The organism is Acidicapsa dinghuensis, assembly GCF_025685685.1.
GTDB lineage: Bacteria > Acidobacteriota > Terriglobia > Terriglobales > Acidobacteriaceae > Acidicapsa > Acidicapsa dinghuensis.
Map to the genome: position 1 here is coordinate 850,286 of NZ_JAGSYH010000002.1, position 22,977 is coordinate 873,262.

General features: G+C 57.7%; 17 protein-coding genes and 1 pseudogene. 13 read left to right on the forward strand and 5 right to left on the reverse strand.

Annotated features, from left to right (window positions below):
• The first annotated feature begins 22 nt into the window (after positions 1 to 22).
• The gene (locus OHL22_RS07215) at positions 23 to 1,390 is read left to right on the forward strand and encodes a Xaa-Pro dipeptidase (protein ID WP_263334865.1); all 1,368 of its coding nucleotides are present in this window, start codon (positions 23 to 25) and stop codon (positions 1,388 to 1,390) included.
• 22 nt (positions 1,391 to 1,412) lie between these two features.
• Here the strand turns inward: OHL22_RS07215 and OHL22_RS07220 are convergent, their stop codons facing one another.
• Complete coding sequence (locus OHL22_RS07220; RefSeq protein ID WP_263334867.1) at positions 1,413 to 1,850, reverse strand: hypothetical protein; 438 nt, start codon at positions 1,848 to 1,850, stop codon at positions 1,413 to 1,415.
• Between the two features lie 302 nt (positions 1,851 to 2,152).
• On the opposite strand from OHL22_RS07220, the gene crtI reads away from it, so the two are divergent.
• From crtI to OHL22_RS07260, 8 genes are all read left to right on the forward strand, one after another.
• A complete protein-coding gene (crtI, locus tag OHL22_RS07225) occupies positions 2,153 to 3,727 on the forward strand; it encodes a phytoene desaturase family protein (RefSeq protein WP_263334870.1) in 1,575 nt (524 codons plus the stop codon).
• A 48-nt stretch (positions 3,728 to 3,775) separates the two neighbouring features.
• A complete protein-coding gene (locus OHL22_RS07230; protein ID WP_263334873.1) occupies positions 3,776 to 5,296 on the forward strand; it encodes an aldehyde dehydrogenase family protein in 1,521 nt (506 codons plus the stop codon).
• Between the two features lie 54 nt (positions 5,297 to 5,350).
• Complete coding sequence (locus OHL22_RS07235; RefSeq protein ID WP_263334876.1) at positions 5,351 to 6,328, forward strand: FkbM family methyltransferase; 978 nt, start codon at positions 5,351 to 5,353, stop codon at positions 6,326 to 6,328.
• A 113-nt stretch (positions 6,329 to 6,441) separates the two neighbouring features.
• Complete coding sequence (locus OHL22_RS07240) at positions 6,442 to 7,989, forward strand: phytoene desaturase family protein (protein WP_263334878.1); 1,548 nt, start codon at positions 6,442 to 6,444, stop codon at positions 7,987 to 7,989.
• Entirely contained in the window at positions 7,986 to 8,801 is an 816-nt protein-coding gene (locus tag OHL22_RS07245; protein ID WP_263334880.1) for a lysophospholipid acyltransferase family protein, read from the forward strand. The genes OHL22_RS07240 and OHL22_RS07245 overlap by 4 nt, the downstream gene beginning before the upstream one ends.
• Positions 8,798 to 10,012, forward strand: a complete 1,215-nt coding sequence (locus tag OHL22_RS07250) for a glycosyltransferase (RefSeq protein ID WP_263334882.1) — start codon at positions 8,798 to 8,800, stop codon at positions 10,010 to 10,012. The genes OHL22_RS07245 and OHL22_RS07250 overlap by 4 nt, the downstream gene beginning before the upstream one ends.
• 66 nt (positions 10,013 to 10,078) lie before the next feature.
• Positions 10,079 to 10,759 carry a hypothetical protein gene (locus OHL22_RS07255; RefSeq protein WP_263334885.1) on the forward strand — a complete coding sequence of 227 codons (681 nt, stop codon included), beginning with the start codon at positions 10,079 to 10,081 and terminating at the stop codon, positions 10,757 to 10,759.
• A 193-nt stretch (positions 10,760 to 10,952) separates the two neighbouring features.
• Positions 10,953 to 12,644 carry a M48 family metalloprotease gene (locus tag OHL22_RS07260; RefSeq protein WP_263334887.1) on the forward strand — a complete coding sequence of 564 codons (1,692 nt, stop codon included), beginning with the start codon at positions 10,953 to 10,955 and terminating at the stop codon, positions 12,642 to 12,644.
• A gap of 42 nt (positions 12,645 to 12,686) precedes the next feature.
• Here the strand turns inward: OHL22_RS07260 and OHL22_RS07265 are convergent, their stop codons facing one another.
• Positions 12,687 to 14,861, reverse strand: coding sequence for an OPT family oligopeptide transporter (locus tag OHL22_RS07265; RefSeq protein WP_263334890.1), 2,175 nt, complete (start codon positions 14,859 to 14,861; stop codon positions 12,687 to 12,689).
• Between the two features lie 168 nt (positions 14,862 to 15,029).
• Between OHL22_RS07265 and OHL22_RS07270 the strand changes: the two genes are divergently transcribed.
• Positions 15,030 to 16,397 (forward strand): serine hydrolase, encoded by a 1,368-nt coding sequence (locus tag OHL22_RS07270; RefSeq protein ID WP_263334892.1) that lies wholly within the window; start codon positions 15,030 to 15,032, stop codon positions 16,395 to 16,397.
• A gap of 14 nt (positions 16,398 to 16,411) precedes the next feature.
• On the opposite strand, the gene OHL22_RS07275 is transcribed toward OHL22_RS07270, so the two are convergent.
• Entirely contained in the window at positions 16,412 to 17,446 is a 1,035-nt protein-coding gene (locus OHL22_RS07275) for a phosphorylase family protein (protein ID WP_263334894.1), read from the reverse strand.
• A gap of 17 nt (positions 17,447 to 17,463) precedes the next feature.
• A complete protein-coding gene (locus OHL22_RS07280) occupies positions 17,464 to 19,068 on the reverse strand; it encodes an adenosine deaminase family protein (protein WP_263334896.1) in 1,605 nt (534 codons plus the stop codon).
• A 243-nt stretch (positions 19,069 to 19,311) separates the two neighbouring features.
• Between OHL22_RS07280 and OHL22_RS24990 the strand changes: the two are divergent.
• The 3 genes and pseudogenes from OHL22_RS24990 to OHL22_RS07290 all read left to right on the forward strand — a co-directional run.
• A pseudogene (locus tag OHL22_RS24990) lies at positions 19,312 to 19,701 on the forward strand (double zinc ribbon domain-containing protein); the annotation flags it as partial.
• A 66-nt stretch (positions 19,702 to 19,767) separates the two neighbouring features.
• Complete coding sequence (locus OHL22_RS07285) at positions 19,768 to 20,364, forward strand: ComF family protein (protein ID WP_263334898.1); 597 nt, start codon at positions 19,768 to 19,770, stop codon at positions 20,362 to 20,364.
• A 106-nt stretch (positions 20,365 to 20,470) separates the two neighbouring features.
• The gene (locus OHL22_RS07290; protein ID WP_263334901.1) at positions 20,471 to 21,094 is read left to right on the forward strand and encodes an HNH endonuclease; all 624 of its coding nucleotides are present in this window, start codon (positions 20,471 to 20,473) and stop codon (positions 21,092 to 21,094) included.
• Positions 21,095 to 21,182: 88 nt separating this feature from the next.
• Here OHL22_RS07290 and OHL22_RS07295 read toward each other — a convergent pair whose 3' ends face one another.
• Entirely contained in the window at positions 21,183 to 22,958 is a 1,776-nt protein-coding gene (locus OHL22_RS07295; RefSeq protein WP_263334903.1) for a S53 family peptidase, read from the reverse strand.
• Between the last annotated feature and the right edge of the window lie 19 nt (positions 22,959 to 22,977).

The following is a 22,977-nucleotide window of genomic DNA, read 5'->3' on the forward strand; positions in this document are numbered from 1 at the left end:
CTTTACATCGGAGGTCCTCTTCGTGTTTCGTGCCTGCTCCCGTTTCCGCTTTCCCGGCATCGCTCTTACCTGTTGTCTCCTGGGCATCTTGGAATTTTCTGTTCCCTCGTCGGCCCAGGATTCCGCGTCCGCTCCTGCTCCGGTGGTTTATGTCAAGGCAGGTCATCTCTTCGACGCGACGTCCGATAACTTGCGCGACAACGTAGTTCTGACTGTCGAGGGCGAGCGCATTACCAAGATTGTGCCAGCCGCAGAGGTCTCCATTCCCGCCGGAGCCAAGGTCGTCGATCTTTCGCAGGACTGGGTGCTTCCCGGTCTCATCGATTGTCACGTTCACCTCGAATCCCGCGCCGACGAGTACAACCCGATCAACGAAGTCCGCATGACCCCGTTCAAAGGCGCATTCAACGGCGTCGTCAACGCCAAGGCCACGCTCATGGCCGGATTCACCAGCGTTCGCGATGTTGGCTCGCAGCCTTTCTTTGCGGTCGATCTGCGCAATGCCATCAACTCCGGCCTAATACCCGGGCCACGCGTCGTCGCCAGCGGACCGCCTATCTCTATCACCGGTGGCCACGGCGACATGAACGGCTTCGCCCCCGCCGTGAGCAACTGGATGTATCCAGCTGAAAAAGATTTCCAGATCGCCGACGGCCCCGATGAGGTCCGCCGCGTTGTTCGCGAGCAGGTTAAGTACGGAGTCGATGTGATCAAAATCCTCGCCACCGGCGGCGTGCTTTCCGCGGGCGACAAGCCGGGAGCAGAGCAGTTCACCTACGAAGAGTTGAAGGTGGCCGCAGACGAAGCTCACCGCGCCGGGCGCAAGATTGCCGCACACGCCCACGGAACGCAGGGCATCAAAGACGCCGTCCGCGCCGGTATTGACTCCATCGAGCATGGCAGCCTCATCGACGACGAAGGCATCCAGCTCATGAAGGAGCACGGCACCTACCTCGACGCCGATATCTACAACGACGACTACATCCTGCAAGAGGCCCCGAAGTTCGGCCTGCCACAGGAGATGGTCGATAAGGAAAAGAGCGTTGGCCGCCTGCAGCGAGAAAACTTCGCCAAGGCCGTCAAAGCCGGGGTCAAAATCACCTTCGGCACCGATGCCGGCGTCTATCCACACGGAGACAACGCGAAGCAGTTTCACTACATGGTCAAGTTCGGCATGACACCCGCGGGCGCCATCCACGCCGCGACTTCAAGCGCCGCCGATCTCATCGACCGCAGCAAAGACGTAGGCACGCTCGAAGCCGGCAAATACGCCGACCTGATCGCCGTTACGTCCAATCCGCTGGATAAGATTGAGACGCTGGAGCATGTGAGCTTCGTAATGAAGGGCGGTAAGGTTTACAAGGATGAGGTGGGTGCGGAGAAGCAATAAGGCGGCTTCCCGATGTGCATGTTCAGTGAGGAAGAAACTCCTTGAACTCTTCCTCGCTGAAACTGATCAGCGCATCAGCATAGACGGGAAATCCCTTCCACAACGCAAGAACACATAGCATTCCTTGCACTTGCGAATCGCTGACATTTCCCTTGATGACTTTGAGACTTGCCAGGCTTAGAGCTTCGATAGCATCCGAGTAAGAAGCCCGAAGCCAGTCCGGAAGTTGGGGATTGTGTTCTTTCGTCCGTGCCGATTCGATCCAACCAATCAAGGCAAAAAGCTGCCACGGATAAACTTCCTTTGCGGTAAACATATGCACCAAGAGAGGGATTGCCGCGTACGAAGCTGTATCCACATCACCCTGATGGTAGAGTTCCTCGATCAGCCTACTCCAGAGTTGGTCATCTTCGGGAGAAGCCTCAAGCTGCCGTGTCAACGGACGTGGATCGAAGGGCATGCGATAGCCCCCGATTAGGTTGTTCCAGCGATCATCGTCCAAGCTCAACACGGACTAAGTTTAAAGCAGCGCCGTGACCATTTAGACCTCATGCAATTTCTGCTATTCCACTCGCAGTAGTGCGCTATTGTTCACAACGTGCACCTGATCAAAATCCCACCCCTAATGCTCCACTCTCGTCAAAATGAGGGACTGACCGCGCCCATTGCGGACTCGTCTGCCAAATAGATTGGTAAACAGGGCCGACCGCAATAACCGGCAGCAAACGAATCCGAAAGAGCATTGACGGCGTACCTCAAAGCATGAGCAAACATCGGCGAACAGGGCGAGTCATCATTCTTGGCGCAGGACCAGGGGGCTTGGCCTCGGCAATGCTGCTGGCCAAAGCTGGCCTCGAAGTTACCATCCTCGAAAAGCGCTCAGTCGTCGGCGGACGCACCTCGACCATCGAGATCGACGGCTTCCGCTTCGACACCGGGCCCACGTTCTTTCTCTTTCCCCAGGTGCTGCGCGAGATTTTCGCGGCGACCGGCCACTCGCTCGAAAAAGAAGTTCCGATGCAGCGGCTCGATCCGCAGTATCGCCTGGTATTTGGATCAAACGGCGGAGAACTGTCAGCCAAGATCGATGCCACAGCCGACGTCGAGCGCATGAAGCGCGAGATCGCCGCCATCTCTCCAGCAGACGCCGAACGCCTCGACGCATATTTCCGCGACAATCGCGAAAAACTGCAGCGTTTCACACCCATCCTGCAGACGCAGTTCGAGAGCTGGCGCGACTTGCTGCGGCCCAATATTCTGCGCATGCTGCCGCTCGTCCGCCCGTGGCGCTCGCTCGACTCCGATCTGCGCCGTCACTTCGAAGACGAACGCATCCGCCTCGGCTTCAGCTTCCAGTCGAAGTATCTGGGCATGTCGCCGTTCTCGTGCCCCAGCCTATTCAGCATCCTCTCGTTTCTCGAGTACGAGCACGGCGTCTTTCATCCCATCGGCGGCTGCGGCGCGATAACACAGGCAATGGCTCGTGTTGCTGAATCAATGGGGGTGCGCGTTCTGCTGAATACGCCCGCGACCGGACTCATCTTCGAAGACCGCCGCGCCGTCGGCGTGCACACCGCCAACGAAGACCTCCGCGTCGACGCCGTCGTCATCAACGCCGACTTCGCACAAGCCATGCAGCAGCTCATTCCTAACCATCTGCGCCGACGCTGGACCGACGAGCGCATCGCGAAGAAGCGCTTCTCCTGCTCGACATTCATGCTCTATCTGGGCATCGAAGGCCACTACGACAATGTGAAGCACCATACCATCTACCTCAGCAGCGACTACCGGCAGAATCTGCGCGACATTGAACACGATCATCAACTCACGCTCGACGACCCAAGCTTCTACGTGCAGAATGCCTGCGTAACCGATCCAACGCTTGCTCCAGACGGCATGAGTACGCTCTACATACTTGTCCCCGTCACACACGAGAGCAGCAATGTGGACTGGATTCAGAAGGAAGAAAAGCTTCGTGCGATTGCTTTGAAACAGATAGAGAAGATCGGAATTTCAGGCGCAGAAAAACGCATTCGCGTCGAACGTCGCCTGAACCCCGCCACATGGAACTCCGAATTTCACCTACACCTCGGCGCAACCTTCAGCATGGCCCACTCACTGCGTCAGATGTTGCATCTGCGCCCGCACAACCGCTTTGAAGACTTGGACGGCGTTTATCTTGTAGGTGGCGGAACTCATCCCGGCAGTGGCCTGCCCGTCATCTTCGAGTCCGCCCGCATCACCTCGCGCCTGCTTCTCGAAGACCTGGAGCTCGAACCCGGCTGGCATCCCTCACCTCAGATCAAAGGAAACGCTGTTTATGAGGTCGCTCCCTGATTGGATGCGTCCGAGACACCTGCTCATACACTCATGGGAGACAATCGTATGCACAGTCTGATCTCGTGCGAGGAACCGGTCACCATGGCGACCCTCAATCTCGACTCCATGCGACTCGCGCAACGCCAGTGGGCCTCGGTGCCAGTCGCCCGCCGCGTGAAGATTGTTCGTTCCCTGCGTCATCTCATCGCGGCGGACGCCACTACAGTGGCCGAGACTGTGCCCCTCTCGCTGCCTGGATCGCTGCACCGCACCGTCGCCGACACGCTTGTGTCTGAGGTCTTGCCGCTGCTGGAAACATGCCGCTTTCTCGAACGAGAAGCCGAGTCCATCCTGCGCACCCGCCACGTCGGCGACGATGGCCGACCAGTACTGCTTGGCCGCGTCACAGCCGAGGTACAGCGTGCCCCGTGGGGCATCGTCCTCATCCTTGCGCCTGCCAATTACCCGCTGTTGCTTGCCGGAGTGCAGACCCTACAAGCTCTCGTTGCAGGCAATGCGGTGCTATGGAAGCCTGCTCCAGACACGGAAACCTGCGCATTTGCGCTGAAGACTCTGTTCGCTGAATCCGGCCTTGATGCGGAGCTGCTCACCATCCTGCCATCGGATATTGCATCTGCCGAGGCCGCCTTCGCCTCCGGCGTCGATCATGTGATTTTGACCGGTTCGGCGCAGACTGGGCGCGCAGTGCTGCATCAGCTTGCCGAAACGCTCACTCCCTCCACCATGGAACTCTCCGGCTGCGACGCAGCTTTCATTCTTCCCGGTGCAGATCTCGATCATGCTGTTCGCGCCCTCGCTTTCGGTCTGCGTTTCAACGGCTCAGCCACCTGCATGGCCCCGCGCCGCATCTTCCTCGTCGATCTGTCACAGCCAGAAGCAGCACGTTTTGAATCAAGCCTTGCCGCAGCCCTTGCCGAAATCGGTCCCGTCGCGCTCCCGCCGGCAATCGAAAAGCAGTTACGTGCAATGCTCGACGACGCCGGTGAGCAAACCGCTGAAATCATGCTGGATGGCCTCGCTGAAGCGAACTCAAAAGCAAGCTCGAACCCGGAAGTGGGCTGCCGCGCCACTCTGATCACGCGCGCAACGCCTGCTCTACGCTCCATGCAGGAGGAAATCTTTGCGCCTATACTCTCGGTAATGCGCGCAGCCAGCTCAGAAGAAGCTCTGGCCGCATACGCCGCCTGCCCTTACGCGCTCACTGCTTCCGTCTTCGGCTCTGAGCGAGAAGCCCGGCGCTTCGCACATCAGATTCGCGCCGGCAACATCGTTATCAACGACCTCATCGTTCCCACGGCCGATCCGCGCATTCCCTTCGGTGGACGCGGTCAAAGCGGATTCGGAGTTACTCGCGGCACGGAAGGACTGTTCGCCATGACCACTCCGTGCGCGATTCAAAGTCAGAAAAAAGTGATGCCCAAGGTGTATGAATCGACCTCCAGCAGGCATGTTCCCCTTTTTGCGGGACTTGCTCTGGTTATTCACGGATCGGGATTCAAGCAGAAATGGAAGGGATTTTTTACAGTCGTCCGGAACGCATTGCAAGTTACGACAAGACCAAAGTAGGGCTGATAGGTATATTCGTTTCGCTCATAGGAATGCAGGCCATGTTGTATGCCTATGAGCGGCCTAATCTTTGTCCCTATTACAGAGGAACGAAAAATAATTTTCACGAATTATCGCAAATGCTTCAGTTTTTACCTTTTCGCGAACGTTACAATTCCGAGCAAAATGGTGCAGGAGAGCAGAATGGGGTTGAAACAAAGCATTCAGGGACTCGAGGAAATCCTGATCTTCGACAACTGGCCAATGTTACTGCTTGGCAGACTACTCGACCGGAAGACGGGATTTGTGGCATACCGAAAGAATGGCTTGGATATCCTGATCGATCTTCGCGGCGGCGATGCGTGTGGAACACGTCTCTGTATTGCCACCGATATGTATCGCAAATACCTGCCCTTATTTCACCTTCCTACCGCGCCAAATGTGCTGGATCTGGGTGCCAACGGTGGAGGATTTCCACTGATGCTCGCAGTCGAGGGCATAATGCCGTCGCGACTGGTATGCATTGAGATGAATCCATTCACCTACAATCGTTTAAAGCTCAACCTGGCAACCAATTTTGGCCAGAAGGCCGTCGCGATCAACGCAGCGGTGTGTGCCTATCCTAAAGGTGATCTTTTCATCAAACCAACGCGCGGTGGCACCGGTGACAGCATGCGCACGCTCGGGGTTGCCGAGACGGATCCTCACGTGGCCGTATCGACCGACACATTTCCCAGTATTTATGAACGATTCTTTGCACCTGAAATAGTGGACCTGTGCAAAATCGATATCGAAGGCGAAGAATTCGCGATGTTCGCTGCGCTACCGGACGCTCTGGTATGCAAGATTCGCTATCTCATCATGGAAGTGCATTATTTTGAAGAGACGGCACCCGCCGCTACTGCCAAGCTTATGGACCGCTTCCAGGCGCTTGGCTTCCGCGAGATCATGAAAAACAGCAATCCTAAACAGGGTGTTTTCGCGGAGGTTCGTGCATTTGCCGGTCCCGAGGCTCTCTTGGACCCGGCTTCATCCGGCGCAAGACCTTTCTGACACCGGAGCGCCGTAGCAAGACCGCATTATGCTTGTGCAGTCCGACGACAAATCGCAGGCAATCGGCCTGCTGATGACCTCCACCGGTGATTGATAAGAAGAGGCGGTTTGCCATGCGAATTGCAGTCATCGGTTCAGGACTCGGCGGCCTCGCAGCCGCGGCTACTCTCGCTGCGCGTGGATATCAGGTCGAGGTCTTCGAAAAGAATCCGTGGCTCGGCGGCAAGGCTGCGGTTTTAAAAGAGAACGGCTTCCGCTTCGACATGGGGCCGACGATTCTCATCCGTCCTTCCGTACTGCGACGCATCTTCCTCGAAGCAGGCCGTCAGATGGAGGACTACCTGAACCTTGTGCGTCTTGACCCGCAATGGCGCTGCTTCTTCGATGATGGCCTCGTCCTCGATCTTGAAGACAATCACGCTGCGATGGCCCGCAAGCTCGACCAGCTCAAGCCCGGCATGGGCAACGGCTTTCTGCGTTTTCAGGGCTTGTCTGAACAACTCCACTCCATCAGCAACCGCTTCTTCTTCTGGCGTCCCGTCGGCTCCATGCGCGATACCTTCGATCTAAAAAACAGCTTTTCGCTCGAAGTGTTACGCGATGTCATGCGAATGCGCCTCGGCAAGACTGTTGCCGGAACTATCCGCGAATACATTCCGGATCATCGCGTCGCGCAAATGCTCGACCACTACACGCAGTATGTTGGCTCCTCGCCCGAGGCATCTCCGGCTATCCTCTGCGCCATCGGCCACATGCAGTCCGAAGAAGGCATCTGGTACCCCATGGGCGGCACGCGCGCCGTCCCTGAAGCACTCGTGAAGCTTGGTAACGAGCTAGGCGTGATCTATCACGCCCACGCCGAAGTCGAACGCATCATGGTCGAGTCAGACCGCGTAACAGGGATTGTAATCAGCGGCGAGGCTCACCATTTTGACACCGTTGTCTCAAATGAAGACTCCGTGCGCACCTACCGCGAACTGATCGGCGGCGAGTTCGCCCGGCGCTTCAACGGCGAACGCACATACGAGCCCGCTTGCTCGGGCGTTGTGCTTTACCTTGGCCTCAACAAGCGCTACGAACACCTCGCGCATCACTGTTTCGTTTTCTCACGTGACCCGAAGGAGGAGTTCGACGCCATCTATCGCAAAGGCAAGCCTGCTCCTGACCCGACCTGCTATCTCGCCTCAACCACCCGCACCGAGGCTGCCACCGCTCCTGAAGGCGGCGACGCGCTTTATATCCTTGTACATACGCCTTATTTGCGTCCCGAGCATGACTGGAAAACGATGCTTCCGGCGTACCGCCAGGTCATTCTCGATAAATTAAAACGCGCGGCCGGTATGCCGGATATCGAGAACCGCATCGTATTCGAGAGCGCGCTCACTCCGGTCGATATTCACGAGCGCTACAAAGTCCTCAATGGAGCTATCTACGGACTCGCCAGTCATGGCCGCTGGAATGGCGCTTTTAAGCCCTCCAATCAGCGCCGCGATATAGACGGTCTTTTCCTTGCGGGCGGCGCGGCCCACCCCGGTCCGGGCATGCCCATGGTAATGATGTCCGGTTGGATTGCTGCAGACGCGCTCGATCGGCGTTATCGTGGAAGTGAGGCCGCCGGAACGTCCAGGCGGCAGGTTGAGGAGCAGTTGACGGCGGTATGATGCGAGCTCAAGCCATTCCGACGCGACCAGGCGGAGATCTCCGTGCTCCCTCCCGGCGTGCTCTCTCGCTCTTCTCCTTCTACGTACGCTCGTATGTAAGTCGCCATTTTCACGCAATCCGCGTTGCCAATCCGGGGCGCATCCCGCTCCACGCTGAGCCGTTGATTCTCTTCGCCAACCATTCTTCCTGGTGGGATCCGCTGGCTGGCATGCTGCTGGGGCAGGCCCTGCTGCCCCATCGCGAGCACTACGCCCCCATGGATGCAGCATCCCTCAACCACTACGGCATCTTCCGCTCCATGGGCTTCTTTCCAGTGGAGAACGGCTCCCCGCGCGGCGCGGCCCAGCTTCTTCGTGCCGGATCGCAGATCCTCCATCGCCACGGCTCCGTTCTCTGGATCACTCCGGAAAGTCAGTTTCAAGATGTGCGCAAGCGTCCCATCGTCTTTCGCCCTGGTCTCGGTGCTCTGATGAGCCGCACAGGACGCCTGACCTGCGTGCCCATCGCCATGGAGTACACCTTCTGGAATGAGCGCCTGCCAGAGATCCTCATCAACATCGGTGAGCCGCTGAATGTGGCCGACGGCACGATGGAAGAAGCCTCAACCTGGACCAATCTCTGCTCCTTTGCCATGGCCGCCACGCTCGATGAGCTGACCATGCTTGCTACCGAGCGTGATCCCGAGGCCTTCGTCACCATCCTCACTGGATACAGCGGCATCGGCGGCATCTACGAGATGTGGAAACGCTTCACCTGCTTATTGACAGGCCGCAGATACGTCCACGATCACGATAATCTGCACAATAGATGAATCTCTGCCTGCTTACCTGCATTTTTGCCTCTCTCGCGCCCGCAACGGTCAACCAGATTTTGACCGTGAATGCAGTGCTCATCCAGGCTTCCTTCTTCGTTGCTCTTCTCACGGCCCTGCACTTCGTCATCAATGCGGTCCTCTTCCGCCGCCTCGGCCCTGAATGGAACCGTACCCTGCTTCCGCCAATCTCGGTTCTCATCCCGGCTCGCAATGAAGAAGCCAATATCGAGGCCACGCTCACGGGGGTGCTCAAATCCCGTGGCGTCGATATCGAAGTCATCATTCTCGACGATGGATCCACCGACAACACCGCTGCGATCGTCCGCGCCATTGCGGCGCTTGACTCTCGTGTGCGGCTTGAAACAGCGCCGCCTCTGCCCGACGGCTGGAATGGCAAGCAGCATGCCTGCTGGGTGCTGGCCTCGCTGTCCAATCGATACGTCTTCTGCTTCCTGGACGCCGACGTCCGCCTCAACACCGAAGCCTTGTATCGCCTGACCAGTGAGCTTAACCATCAGGGGAAAAAAAAGGCTGAGATGTCGCTGGTCTCCGCCTTTCCACGTCTCGTTACGGGCTCCTTTGTAGAGCATCTCCTGCTGCCGCTGATCCACTTCGTTTTGCTTGGCTATCTGCCATTGATTGGCGAACGACTCAGCAACTGGCCCATGTTCGCAGCGGGTTGCGGACAAATCATGATGGCGCGGCGCGATGCCTATTTCGTCTCCGGCGGCCACTCTGCCCATAAGCTCACGATGCACGATGGCATCAGACTGCCCGCCCTGTTTCGCAAGCATGGCTTTCGTACCCGCGTTTTTGATTTTAGCCGCGATGCGCAGTGCCGCATGTACACCAGCGCCGGCGAGGTCTGGCGCGGCCTCTCGAAAAACGCAACGGAGGGCATGGCCACCTTGCCCCGCCTTCCAATCTTTTCTCTGCTGCTCTTCATCGGTCAGGTCTTACCGCTGCCGCTGGCTCTTGTCGCGCTGCTTTTCCGCAATGCACAGGAACTCTCGACTGCACTGTTTGTCTTCACCTTGACCATGCTGGTGCGCCTCTTTGCTACGTGGCACTATCGCGCAAGCTGGTACGGAGCACTGCTTCATCCGATCGGAATTTTTCTACTGCTGGTGTTGCAATGGAGTGCATTGCTGGGGAAACTTTTCGGTCGCCGTGCAGTCTGGAAAGAACGGGAGTACAGCCTGCGCTGATTCCTGCAGCTTGGACGGATAAGCTGAACTACCGCTATCAGCAATAACTTGTAACGAGGAGTGGTTTTGCCGGTTCACAGCCATCTGCGATCTTTACTCACAGCGCTTTGCTTGTTACCGTTCGCTGCTTCGCAAACGTCTCACGCGGTTGCACCAGAGCGCTCGGCGCCCAATGCGTCTGACGGCGCTGAGTATCGAAGTCTCCTGCAAGACACGCGTATCGCGTATTTTAAGGTAGTCGCAGGGCAGGGAAGAGACGCAGATAACGAAGCGCACACTGCGCTGTCTCGTCTAGAAAATGCCTATCCCGGCGATCCGATTGCGAAGGCCTATCATGGCAGTCTCCAGCTTCTTGATGCTGCTCATAGCTGGGCTGTCTGGAACCTGCATCAGCAGTGCGCTGAGGGCCTCAACCTGCTGGATGAAGCTGTCAATGAAGCTCCCGATGATCCCGAAGTCCGCTTTCTGCGCGCTGCCACCGACTGGCATCTGCCCGCCTTCTACCATCGGCGCGCCCAGGCTGAGTCCGACTTCAGCTGGCTCGCGGCTCGTGCGGAAACCGACGCCCGCAACGGCAACCTGCCACCAGAGTTAGCGGCGGCTGCATCGAGTTACTGGGGACAAATTCTTGAGAAACGCTCTGACGAAGACGGCGCCCGCCGCGCATGGCAGCAGGCCGTCCACATCGCTCCGCAAAGCCCCGCAGGGCTCGATGCGCAACGTCGCATTAGTCAACTCAATTATTGATTTGGCTGAAGCCGCTTCCAAGTTACTCTCCTATCTTCGGTCAAGTAAAATGAGTTACCGGAGTTACTTCTCCATAGCTCTGAGTTGTGTGGTATTTTCATAACATTTCTGAAAAGTCGCGGCATTGACGCACAAAACTCGCGGTAAACTGCGCTTGCCTTTCGTGGTAAATGCTGCCTTTGGGGACATCTCGATGAAATTCCTCGTCCGTTCGTTCGCAGCGCTATTTCTTCTGTATGGCATGGTCTTCGCCATCGCGGATATTTATATGCTCCACCACTCGCTTTCGATCGCGTGGGGTATCGTGTTCCCCATCGTCTTCATTGGCGTGCAGTATCTACTGTCACCCTGGTTCATCGAGTGGATGCTCTCCATTGACTGGTACGACGACGCGTTGCCAACCGTCTATCGCGAATACATCGAAAAGCTCTGTGCGGAACAGGGCCTTCCCGTGCCTCGCATCGGAGTCATCCACAGCGCCACGCCAAATGCTTTCTGCTTTGGTCGTCTTCGTTCCGACGCCCGCATGGTTCTCACCGACGGCCTGATCGGTGCTCTCTCCGAGGATGAAGTGAAGGCCGTCATCGCCCACGAACTCGGCCACATCGCGCACGTCGATTTCGCAGTCATGGCGGTTGCTTCGCTGGCTCCGCTCATCCTCTACCAGATTTTTGTATGGACCCGCTCCGTCAAGGAGACCCGTGTCATCGCCTTCACCGCCTATGCCTTCTACTGGATCAGTCAATTCGTGCTATTGGCCCTCAATCGTGTGCGCGAGGCTTCCGCGGATCACTATTCTGCGTGCGTGACCCACGCCCCCGAAGCGCTTTCGTCGGCGCTGATCAAGATCTCTTACGGCATGCTGCAGTTCGAGTACGACTATCGCGAAGCCGTTCGCAAATCGGGCAAGAAGGAAGCCGAAAAGCAATTCGCCAAGCAGCGTCACATCGGCAATACCGTCTCTCTCATGGGTATCGCCAACCTCAACTCAAACCGGACCCTCGGTCTGGCACTATCCGACCCCGCCAAGGCTGCGGCTGTCATGCGCTGGGATCTTGTCAATCCCTGGGCTTCTGTTTACGAACTCTCCTCTACCCATCCCCTCGTCGCCCATCGCGTTCGCGCCCTGAATCGTCAGGCAATCGAGATGCGCGGTGTTCCTGCATATCCGCTGCCCGAGACCGATTCCATCTCTTTCCCGTGGCGCTTCCCCATCGAATTCCTCATCTGGGCAGGTCCATGGATCTCCGGCATCCTGCTCCTCTTTGGAAAGCCTGTCTCCGAGGTACTCGCGCATTATCACGTCCATTTCTCGATACCGCTGCTGCAGTCACCTGCGGCGCCGCCCACTCTGCTCACCGCTCTTGGTGTCACCTGGATGATCCGCATCGCCTATCGCTATCACGGAGAATTCCAGCCCATGCGCATTGAAGCCATGCTCGAAGATCTGGAGGTTTCCGAAATGCAGCCGCGCGCGATCGAACTCCACGGCGAAGTCGTCGGCAATGGCTTCCCCGGCGCTTTCTGGAGTCCCGACCTTGTCCTCAAAGACGATACGGGCCTCATGTTCCTGCTATACCGGTCATCTATCCCGCTCGGGCGGCTCTTCTTTGCGCTTTCTAAAGCCGATAACTTCATCGGCGAGCAGGTCACCGTTAAAGGCTGGTACCGCCGAGGCGCACGCCCCTACGTAGAGATTTCAGAAATCAGCGCCACCGTTACTAAGGTCGAAACCTGGCATGAGGTCTTCACCGTAGTCGGCAAAGCAGCCGAGAATATAAAAACCTGGCGCGCCCCACTCACCCAGCGTTCTTATTCACGCTGGATTCAATTCGCGGTTTCCAGCGCGGTCACCGCAGCCGGCATTCTCTGGCTCCTGCAATAAACTCAAACCAGCCCGCCACATCGTTGCAGCTGATGAGCGTCGCTACGACTTACCCATAGGCTTGCGCGCAAAGTAGTAGAGCGAAAACGCCAATGCACCAAACATCAGCACCGACACCAGATCATGATGAAGAAAGTTCGTCTCCGGAAACTGGATCGGCACATGCGTATCCGCAAGCTGTTCGTAAGCCTTGATCGCCACACCCAGCAAGCCAACGATTCCGCCTGCAGCAATCAGTCCTGAAGCGTAGAGTGAGCCGGGACTGATCTCTCCCTCATCCTGCTGCCCTGCCTTTTCCAGTGCACGATCGACGATCCATCGCACTACACCACCGGTAAAGATCGCCAGCGTCGTCGCAATCGAGAGATACGAACCGACAGCAAACGAGAGCGACCGCACACCAAGTAGCTCGACTGCGATCACGATAAACACACCAAGTAGCACCAGCCCCCACGGCAGCTTCTGGCTGAGGATGCCGTTGATTACTGTTGCCATCAGCCGCGCCTGTGGAGCAGCGGCCCTTTCGCTGCCGATACCCTGAATCCACTGCACCTCGATGCGGTGGGTCGTGGGTGAATAGAGATATTTGCCATCGGCCAGCTCCGGTGAGCCCAGCGCGTTGAGTACGATGTATTCGCTTGCGTGATGGGTCGCCGTCTGGTTCGCGCTCTTTACATCAAACTGCTCCGGCAGCTTCGCATTCTGCTGCACGGCAACTCCCTGGTGCTGCGCGTTGATATCCCATGTCTGTGAAGCAGCACGAAACTCCTGCAGCCCGGTATTCATGGCGTTGAGTGTCAGCCCAATCACCACGGTAGAAACGCAGACACCGATCATCAGCGCAATCTGCTGCAGCCGCGGCGTCGACCCGATCAGGAAGCCGGTCTTCAGATCCTGGCTTGTGTCGCCCGAGTTTGAAGCCGCAATACAAACCGCGCCACCCACCGTGATCGCAAGCGCGCCGTAGGCCGGCGCTGTCCAGCCCTTCACCAGAAACACCGCGGCAGTCGCCATCAGTGTCGCAATCGTCATTCCGCTTACCGGGCTCGCCGAGCTGCCAATCAGGCCCACAATCCGCGAGCTGACCGTCACAAAGAGGAATCCAAAAACCACGATAAGCAGCGATGCCGCGAGATTCGCCATCGGTCCCACGAATGTTCCCGGCACCGGTTTGAACTCAAGAAAGAGAAACATCATGACCACTAGCGCAAGCGAGCCGAGCACAACCACGCGCATCGATAGGTCATCTTCCGTACGAATTGGTTTCGCCGCGCCCGCCTTGTTGCCGCGCATTTTGCTGAAACCGCTACTCAGCGCACTGACAATCGTCGGAATCGTCTTGAGCAGCGTGATCAGCCCCGAAGCAGCGACCGCGCCTGCGCCCATAGGCCGGATATAGCTCGACCACAGCTGACTCGGTCCCATCTGCGCAATCGGAACAGTGCCGGGATAGATAGGATGGTCGATTGTCTTACCGAAGAAGTAGATCAGTGGCATGATCACGAGCCACGACAGCACGCCGCCAGCAAAGATCGTTCCCGCTACGCGCGCACCGATGATGTATCCCACCCCCAGATACTCCGGTGTCGCATCCGCGCGAATGGCCGCGCCCTTCATGATGTGCTGCGGACCGAAATCCGGCTGCCAGTCCGGCGTTCCGGGCCACGCGGCAAAGAGGTTTTCATTCTGAAAGAGCGTATAAAGTCCGCCCAGCCCCAAACCATAAAAGACACGGCTTGCAAAGCTGCCACCGCGGTCGCCGGCAATCAGCACGTCTGCGCAGGCAGTTCCCTCGGGATAGGTCAACGTCCCGTGCTCCTCCACAATCAGCTGTCGCCGCAGCGGAATCATGAACAGTACACCCAGCCATCCGCCAATCAGCGCCAGCATGAAGATCCGTGAATATTCGAGATCGAATCCCAGAAAGATCAACGCGGGCAGCGTAAAGATGACGCCCGAGGCAATAGACTGGCCCGCATTGCCTGTCGTCTGCACGATATTGTTCTCGAGAATCGACGACTTACCGAAGACACGCAGAATACTGATCGACAACACCGAGATCGGTATCGACGCAGCCACCGTCAATCCAGCGCGCAGCCCTACGTACACTGTGACCGCACCGAAGACAATGCCAAAGAACGAGCCAAGCAGCAACGCACGTGCGGTAAATTCAGGGCGCTGCTCCTGGGGAGAAACATACGGTTGAAACTCAGCCAAGCGACGGCCTCCGGCGATTTGGATACTGCGACTATACGGGATCGGTGCGGAAAGTGAGAACGCAATACCCTTCAGCTTTCACCTGGGCCACTTTTTCTGCGATTTTGCTCTCCACCTCTGCTAAGCTTCTCCGGTCCTTCTCAGCTTTGTTTCATTTGGAGGCTATCCATGAAACGATGGACTGCTTGCATTCTCTCTATCCTCGTCAGCGTCCCTTTGATTGCCAAGACTCAGGCCCCCGACGAAGCTGCACGCAACGCGCGCCTCGATCAGATAGCTAGCTCGTACACCAAAGACAATGCCTTCATGGGTACCGTCCTCGTCGCTGAGGGAGACAAGATTGTCCTCGACAAAGGCTATGGAATGGCCAGCCTCGAATGGAATATCCCGGACGCACCAGATGCCAAGTTCCGTCTCGGTTCGCTCACCAAACAATTCACCGCTACGCTGATCCTGCTACTGCAGCAGGATGGCAAGCTTTATATTCAGGACCCCATCGGCCAATACCTCACCGATACGCCGAAAGCGTGGTCTAAGATCACCATCGCCGAACTTCTCGGCCACACTTCCGGAATCCCTAACTTCACGAGCCTCAAAGAATTCGGCAAGTGGAGAATGCCTCCACACACGCCCGATGAAATCCTCGACTTCTTCCGTGATAAACCGCTCGATTTCGAGCCCGGCAGTCAGTTCTCCTACAGCAACTCCGGCTACGAAGTTCTTGGTGCTGTCATTCAGAAAGTCAGCGGAAAGCGATACGGCAACCTGCTGCGCGAGCAAATCTTCGATCCGCTTGGCATGAAAGACACAGGCCTCGATAACGATGAACTGGTCCTACCCAAACGCGCCGAAGGCTATCTGCCGTCGGAACACGGTCTTGAGGTCGCGCGCTCCGAATCCATGACTGTGCCCTGGGCAGCCGGCTCCATTTATTCCACCACGCACGACCTGCTCACATGGGAGCACGCACTCTTCAGCGGCAAGATCCTCTCAGCCGATTCGCTCAAGCTCATGACCACCCCCGGCAAAGGCGACTATGGCATGGGACTCGGCATACAAACCAAAGATGGCGTGCGCATCATCTCCCACAACGGCGGCATCGAGGGATTCAACACCAGCCTGACCTGGGTTCCGGATCACAGCCTTTGCGTTGTGGTGCTCAGCAACGTAAACGGCGGCGCACCAGACCAGATGTCGAGCCAGCTCATCGACGTCATGCTCGGCAAAACCGTGACCCTGGCCGATGAGAGAAAAGCCGTTCCCATCGCGAAGAGTGAGCTATCGGAATTCACCGGCGTCTACGACCTCGCGCCAACCTTCGCCCTGACCGTCGCAGTCTCAGGCGACGGACTCACCGTGCAAGGCACAAACCAGGGCGCGCTTCCCATGATGTATCAGGGAGTAAAAGACGGTCACGCACGATTCTTCATTGCACAGGTGAACGCTGAGATCGAATTTATCCCCGGCCCCAGCGGCTCCATCGATTCACTCATCTTGCACCAGAACGGCCACGACATTCCTGGCAAACGCCATTGAAGCAATGCCTGCTTTCATGAAGTCGTGTACGGAAAGATCGCACGATAGCGCTCTTCTTCGAGCTTGAAGCAGTCGCACGCATGCTTGAAACCTTTGAGTGACGCAACCGTCTCCAGCAGCGTCTCTCGCATTGACTTCGCGCAACGCTGCATATCCAGCTCCGGGATCATGGGCACATCCAACGGCCGCAATCCCTCGCCGTAATTCATCACCATCAGCAGCGTCGCATAGTGAATGCCTGCCTGCTTGGCATACACAATATAGGTCCCATCTAGCGTGCACGTCAGGTCCGCGCCTAGTGTGCGCAGCATGCGAATCTCCGCTGGAGTCTCCCATCGGTCGGTGTGCGTCTGCGCCAGCGTACCTCCGTAATGCACGCGCGCAAAATGATGCGTCAGTGACTGGTCATACATCGCCCTTCGCAGGTCCGGACACATCACCGGATTCATCCGCGTACCCCAGCGCTTCCACGCCACATCCGGCTTGCCTTTGAAGAAGTAAGGCAGTACCGATTGCGGATGATTCGGCTTGAAATCGATGAAATCGTCCGGCAGCGCAGCATCCGCCAGCGCATAGTCCGTGTTCACTGCGCCAATCAGATTGCCATGCAGCACGTTGCGCACGCCCAGCGTCATCAGCGTGACCCATATCTGCACCGAGCGCTGCCCCGGAAATTCCTCATCATCCGTCGCCGCAATCTCACCACTGCCTGCGTCGCCATAGCGCGGCAGGTAGTAAAACGGAACATCCTTGTACCGCAGCTTGCGAATCAGCGGACTCTTGCCGATCGGAGTATCGATGTTGAAGCTGCGCTCCAGCGTCGCCATTGATTCCAGATCAAGCCATTTGCGGTCGCGGTTGATGATGGCCAGATCAACCCGCTCTCCATCGACTCCCGATTCCACAGGTTTCCCCGTGCTTTGCGTCTCGGCTGGCGCAGGAGAACCGACGGCGTTGCGTGCCGATGCCGCCATCATCGCAGTCCCCGTCAGCCCCATCGCTAACACCTCGCGCCGCGTCAGCTTACGCCCCACACCCGATTCCTTCATCGCCGCATCCTCATCCCTCATCGCGCAAACATTGGCGGATTCACCTCGAAGGCGGCAAATCTCCGCTCGAGTTCCCACTGTTCTGTGGCTTTCTCGCTGGTCCTCAAGAATGCAGCGCACTTTGCATCCGGTTTGCTGTTTGCCTCTATCGACGCGGCGCACGCAGCAATGCGATGCGTGAAGACATCGTTCTGCGTCCACAAACTCGCGCCCGGCAGAAACGCGTGCTCAAACGACGTCCGTGCCATCTGCTTCATATCCAGATAACCGAGCCCCTGCTCTTCCGCGCCCTTCACATACTCGTGTGTGAGATCAATGCGCGAGTTGCCCTCATCATCGGTATTCAGCGCCACAGGCACGCCCATTGCGCGATATCCGGCAAGCGGATGGTCACGCCCTTTGACGCCCAGAATGACATCGTTGGAAGTCAGATTAATCTCGACCATGATGTGCTTCGCCGCCATCTCTTTCACGAGGCCCGGCGCATCATCTTCATAAAAGACATCCACACCGTGCCCGATGCGTTCCGCATGGCCCAGCTCAATCGCCTCGCGGATATGGAAGCGTAGCCCTTCCGGCGGCACTAATCCCGGCGCAAGCTCACCTGCATGCAGCGACAGATGCACCTGCGGATACAGCGAATGCAGATAGTCCAGCATCTGCATGTGCAGATGATAATCCCGCATCGCTATTCGGCCATCTTCGGGAGCAGCGATGTTGATGCCTACAAAACGTGGGTCAGCCGCGCACAGCGCAAACCCGATCAGCGCTTGCGCGAACACGTTCGCAGGCGGCTGACCGCGGCCGATGGTGAAGATGTAGCGCAGCTTGATGTCACACGCTGCATCCGGCTGCGCGGTGCGGCACTGCTCGATTTGCCGCTGCGTTGCTTCGGCCTCGTCCATCTGCCTGCGGCCATCCGGGATGCCATTCAACACGCCCGCCGCAACCAACTCGTCGCGCATCTTTGCCAACCGAGCGCGATCCATACCCTCGCCGGAATCTCCAGGCCACGCTACCTGCGAGCTGAGGGCTATCCATTTCCTGAAGTCCGGCGAGGTCATCACTTCGAGATACAGCTCGTTCTGGTCCGCCGCGCGCACGGCTACCTCAGTCAGCCACTCGCCCGTCCAGCCCGATGGTCCATTGGTTCTGTTTCCCGAGAAAAACTGATCATGCCCGGTAAACCCATCGCTCGGCACAAAGCTCCGCATCGAGAGCGCATCCACCAGCCGGTCATAGAGCTTCTGGTCTTCGACCGCTTTGGCTACCGAAATCGTCCCTTCAGGACATGGCTCCGTCGGCAAAGTTGTCGATCCCGCTGGAGGCTTCGCGTAGCGCGCTGTGACCGGATCGATACATAAGTGCTGCTTCACCGCATCCTGAAGAAATGTTTCGGCATAGATGCCGCCGGAGAGGTGATAGTGCAGCTCCGCACCCTTCGGCATCGCTTTCAGAAAGGCATATAGCACCGGCGTGCCTAGCTTTTGCGCAGTTTCAAAAGCTCGCACCGCGCGCGCCTCACCTGCGCTTTGCGGAACCTCCGCCATAACCGCCGTTGCCGCCAGCAAAGACACCACCGCACATCGAGCCGCAATCCGGCCCGCAATCCGCATATCCATGGGAAAGCTCCGTTCTTCGCAGAAACGATCACGCCGCGGCCCACGCACACCGCAACAACTGTGGGGATACTGCGAATATACGGAAGTTGTCCAGCGCTGCTTCTCTTTTTGTGAAACGCATACTCCTCATTCGGAAACTGCCGAATCTTTCGATCAGCATATTCGCGTCATCCCAAAGGCCCCTTCGATTCAGTGCCTTACAGGTACGTTGCCAAATGTTGACCAGATCGTAACCTTCCTCCTGTGGATTCTGCGGAAAACTCTGCGTATACTGAAGCCACGGCAGCGTATCCGTTCGCCCCCTTGCTGCCAGGCTGGAGGTGCGACTTCAGTAGCGACCCTCGTTCCGGGCAAGCACGTCATCCGCAGGACAGCTCCGCTGCGGTAGCATCTCCCTGGAGCCTCGCGGGCCATGCGTCCGCGATCCTGTTCGGACGAATAGGTCACGCTCTAAGTTGCGTCTTTCTCCCCTCCGTATGTGTACTCTGCGACTCGCCACTTCCTGAAATTTCCAGTTCACCCGTCTGCCGCGCCTGCTGGTTAGAGATCCCTCCCCCGCGCGAACACACCTGTACCCGCTGCGGAGAAGACCTGTTCACGCCCGAGGCGGCATCAGGCGGTCAGGTTCTTTGCCGCGCCTGCCGGCTCGCGTCACCCGCATTCCTCCGCGCAGTCAGTTTTGGCGAATACGACGGCTCCTTGCGCCGCGCCATCCACGCCCTTAAGTTTGAGCGGATTACGGCCCTCACGAGCGAACTTGGCGCACGCCTTGCCACCGCCATATCGCAAATGGCGCCGCAAGTTGATGAAACAACACCCTCTGAGCTGCTCATCGTGCCTGTGCCGCTGCACCGTGCACGCCAGGCTGAGCGCGGCTTCAACCAGGCACGCAATCTCGCGATCGAAGCCATTCGCGTGCTGCATCAGTCCCATCCGGAGTGGAGACTCGAACTATCGCCCAGTTCTCTCATGCGGCAAAGGGCTACGGAGAGTCAATCCGGACTGACTCCCCGCCAGCGCCGCCAGAATCTGCGCGGCGCTTTTTTTGTCTCTGATACCCAAGCAATCAAAGACCGTCACATTCTGCTCATCGACGACATCTTCACCACCGGCGCTACAGTCCGCGCCTGCAGCAAGATTCTGATGGACGCAGGCGCAGCCTCGGTTCGCGTCGCAACTCTGGCGCGCGCACAGCTCCGCTTTCCGGCACGCATACCGAACCCGCAGGAAAACAAAGCAACGAACACTGACGGCAGAGCTCAGCGCCAGCCGTCGAAATCCGCAAGCATTCAATAACCAGACGCAGCGAGGCAACAACGAACAGAAATAAGCCGGCAACCAAAGACAGATAACAGGGATTGGAACTCTAGAAAATCAGGATGGAATTCCAAGAGGGGAAGCGATGTCGCTGGGAAAAGCCATGATCCACGCACGTAAGCAAAAGTCTCTCGCCAAGGCAGCGGCGCATGCGGCTCATGCAGATAGCCAAAGCTGGACGCAATCCAACCAGGTTATGCAGATGCCGGTACTGGTGCTCAACGCCTCGTATGAGCCGATCAATATCTGTGGCGCACGGCGCGCACTGGTGCTGGTGCTCAAAGGTGTCGCCAAGACCGAAGAAGAGCACGGTATGATGCTCCACGCGCAGCGCAGCCGCATGGCCATGCCTTCGGTTATCCGTCTGCTCGAATACCGCCGCATCCCCCATCAGACCCGCGCCCTCTCGCGCAAAAATATTCTGCTGCGTGACCGCAACACCTGCCAGTACTGCGGCGTTGTGTTGCCCTCAAGCGAGCTCACGCTGGATCACGTCATGCCTCGCTCCCGCGGCGGCAACTCCACTTGGGAAAACCTCGTGGCCTGCTGCCATGGATGCAACCGGCGCAAGGGCAATCGTCTGCTGCATGAGCTTGACGACATGAAGCTGCTGCGCGAGCCTCGCTCATTCAGCCTGCACACCAGCCGTCAGATCATGCGTATGCTCGGGCGCGGTGACGACCGCTGGCGAAAATACCTCTTCTATTGATTTCGTTTTGTATCAAAATCAAAAGCCCCGGCCACCATCGGCCAGGGCTTTTTTGCGTATCTACTTCGTTCTGGATTTCGCGAGTGATCTAATCGGCTTCTTCCACGCCGATCACGACATATACTTGTCCTTCTCCATGATGGTGCTTGTGATGCTTTCCGCCTCCAGATCCTGTGCCGCCGCTGCCGCCTGAACCACCAGTTCCTCCTGATCCACCAGTTCCGCCCGAACCGCCAGTTCCCCCTGACCCGCCAGTGCCACCGGTACCACCTGAACCGGTGCCTCCACCACCACCACTTCCGCCAGTACTGGACGAACCCCCAAGCAGTGAAGCCAGAGCAGTTCCGATCGGCGATCCCAGACCAGTGCAGGGATCCCATCCCGCGCCCGCAGAATAGGTTCCGTTGTTGCCCTGCGTGATGTCGTTAAAGGCTTGCGTTTCATTCAGAGCATAGAGCGTCGGATTCAAGTAACCGACACGTTTGCCAAGCTGCTGATTCAGCAAAGCTACAAGCCCCGCCCACAAGGGCGCCACCGCGCTCGTGCCGCCGACCACCTCTTGAGTGCCATCTACCAGAATGTTGTATCCGGTATTGGGATCAGCCACGCCCGCCACGTCCGGCACGCCACGTCCTGTCTGGCTTGCATATTGTGATGGGATATTCGACTGATAGCTCGGCTTTGAAAACTGCGTACTAAATCCGCCGCCCGTCGCGCCGCCTTGAGAGCCATCATTCCAAACTGTTTCGCTCGTAATCTGTCCGTTGGAAGAATTCAGCGTCGTTCCGCCACAACCGAGAACATTCGGGCTCGACGCAGGAAAATCAACCTGATCCGATCCGTCACTCGAACCATCGCTCGATCCGTTGTCACCCGAGGCCACCGTAATCGTCACCCCCAGCGCAGCCCCCTCCTGTGCAACCTGATCCATGCTGGTCATCAACTGCGACGTCCAGCTATCTTCCGGGCCGCCCCAACTGATCGAGATCACCGAAGGATTATTAGTCGTGTCATGAATCGCCTGGCTCAACGCATCCTGAAAACCCTGCGATGAGTTGTCCGCAAAATACACAACGATATTCGCACCCGGCGCAACGCCGCCAGCTACCTCGATATCCAGCAACACTTCGCCATCCGCGCTATCTGGCGTCGATGGACTGTTCGTGCCGCCATCTACCGAAACCGCTGTAACGGTTGGCGGCGTCAAACCAAGTTGCTGGAAGTAGGTCGTAATATCTGATTCCTCATACCCGCCACCCAGCTCAATAATGCCGATGGTTTGCCCCGCGCCATTGACGCCTGTCGGAAAGCTGTAAAGTTGTGCAACCTGCGGCGGCGTATACGTCACACCCTCCGCTGCTGCCCGCGGGGTCAGGTTCGACGTGCCTCTATATCGAAAGTGAGCCCTCGCTTGCGGCCGGTTATCCAGGCCAAACACTCCCTGGACAACATCCGCCAGTTCGGCAGGAACATAAATCGATCCCGTACGGCCGCGATATTTGCAAGTCGGATGGCTATAGTCTTCGAGCTTTACCGAAAAGGCATTTTCCATCTGGGCAACAGTGCCGCGCACACGCACTGTACGCCGCGCCAATGCATCTGGCGTCTCAATGACAGTGAGGCCTTGCTCCGAGACAAAAGCCTGCACCCGCTCGATGTGGTTAGGATCCGCCCCATAGGTCGCGGCAAATTCGTCATGACTCAACGTCCGCCCCTGCAAATCGTCGAGATTCAGCTCCCGGCGCTGCTTCAGCAGAATCGAAACCTCAACAACCTGGTTCGGATCGGTAGGGCCGGTTGCCACGGCTCCCGTCATCGGCTGGCGTTCGCTGCCGGGTATCGCAATTCTGGGGGACTCTGCCATCGGTACACTCCTCGGTGAA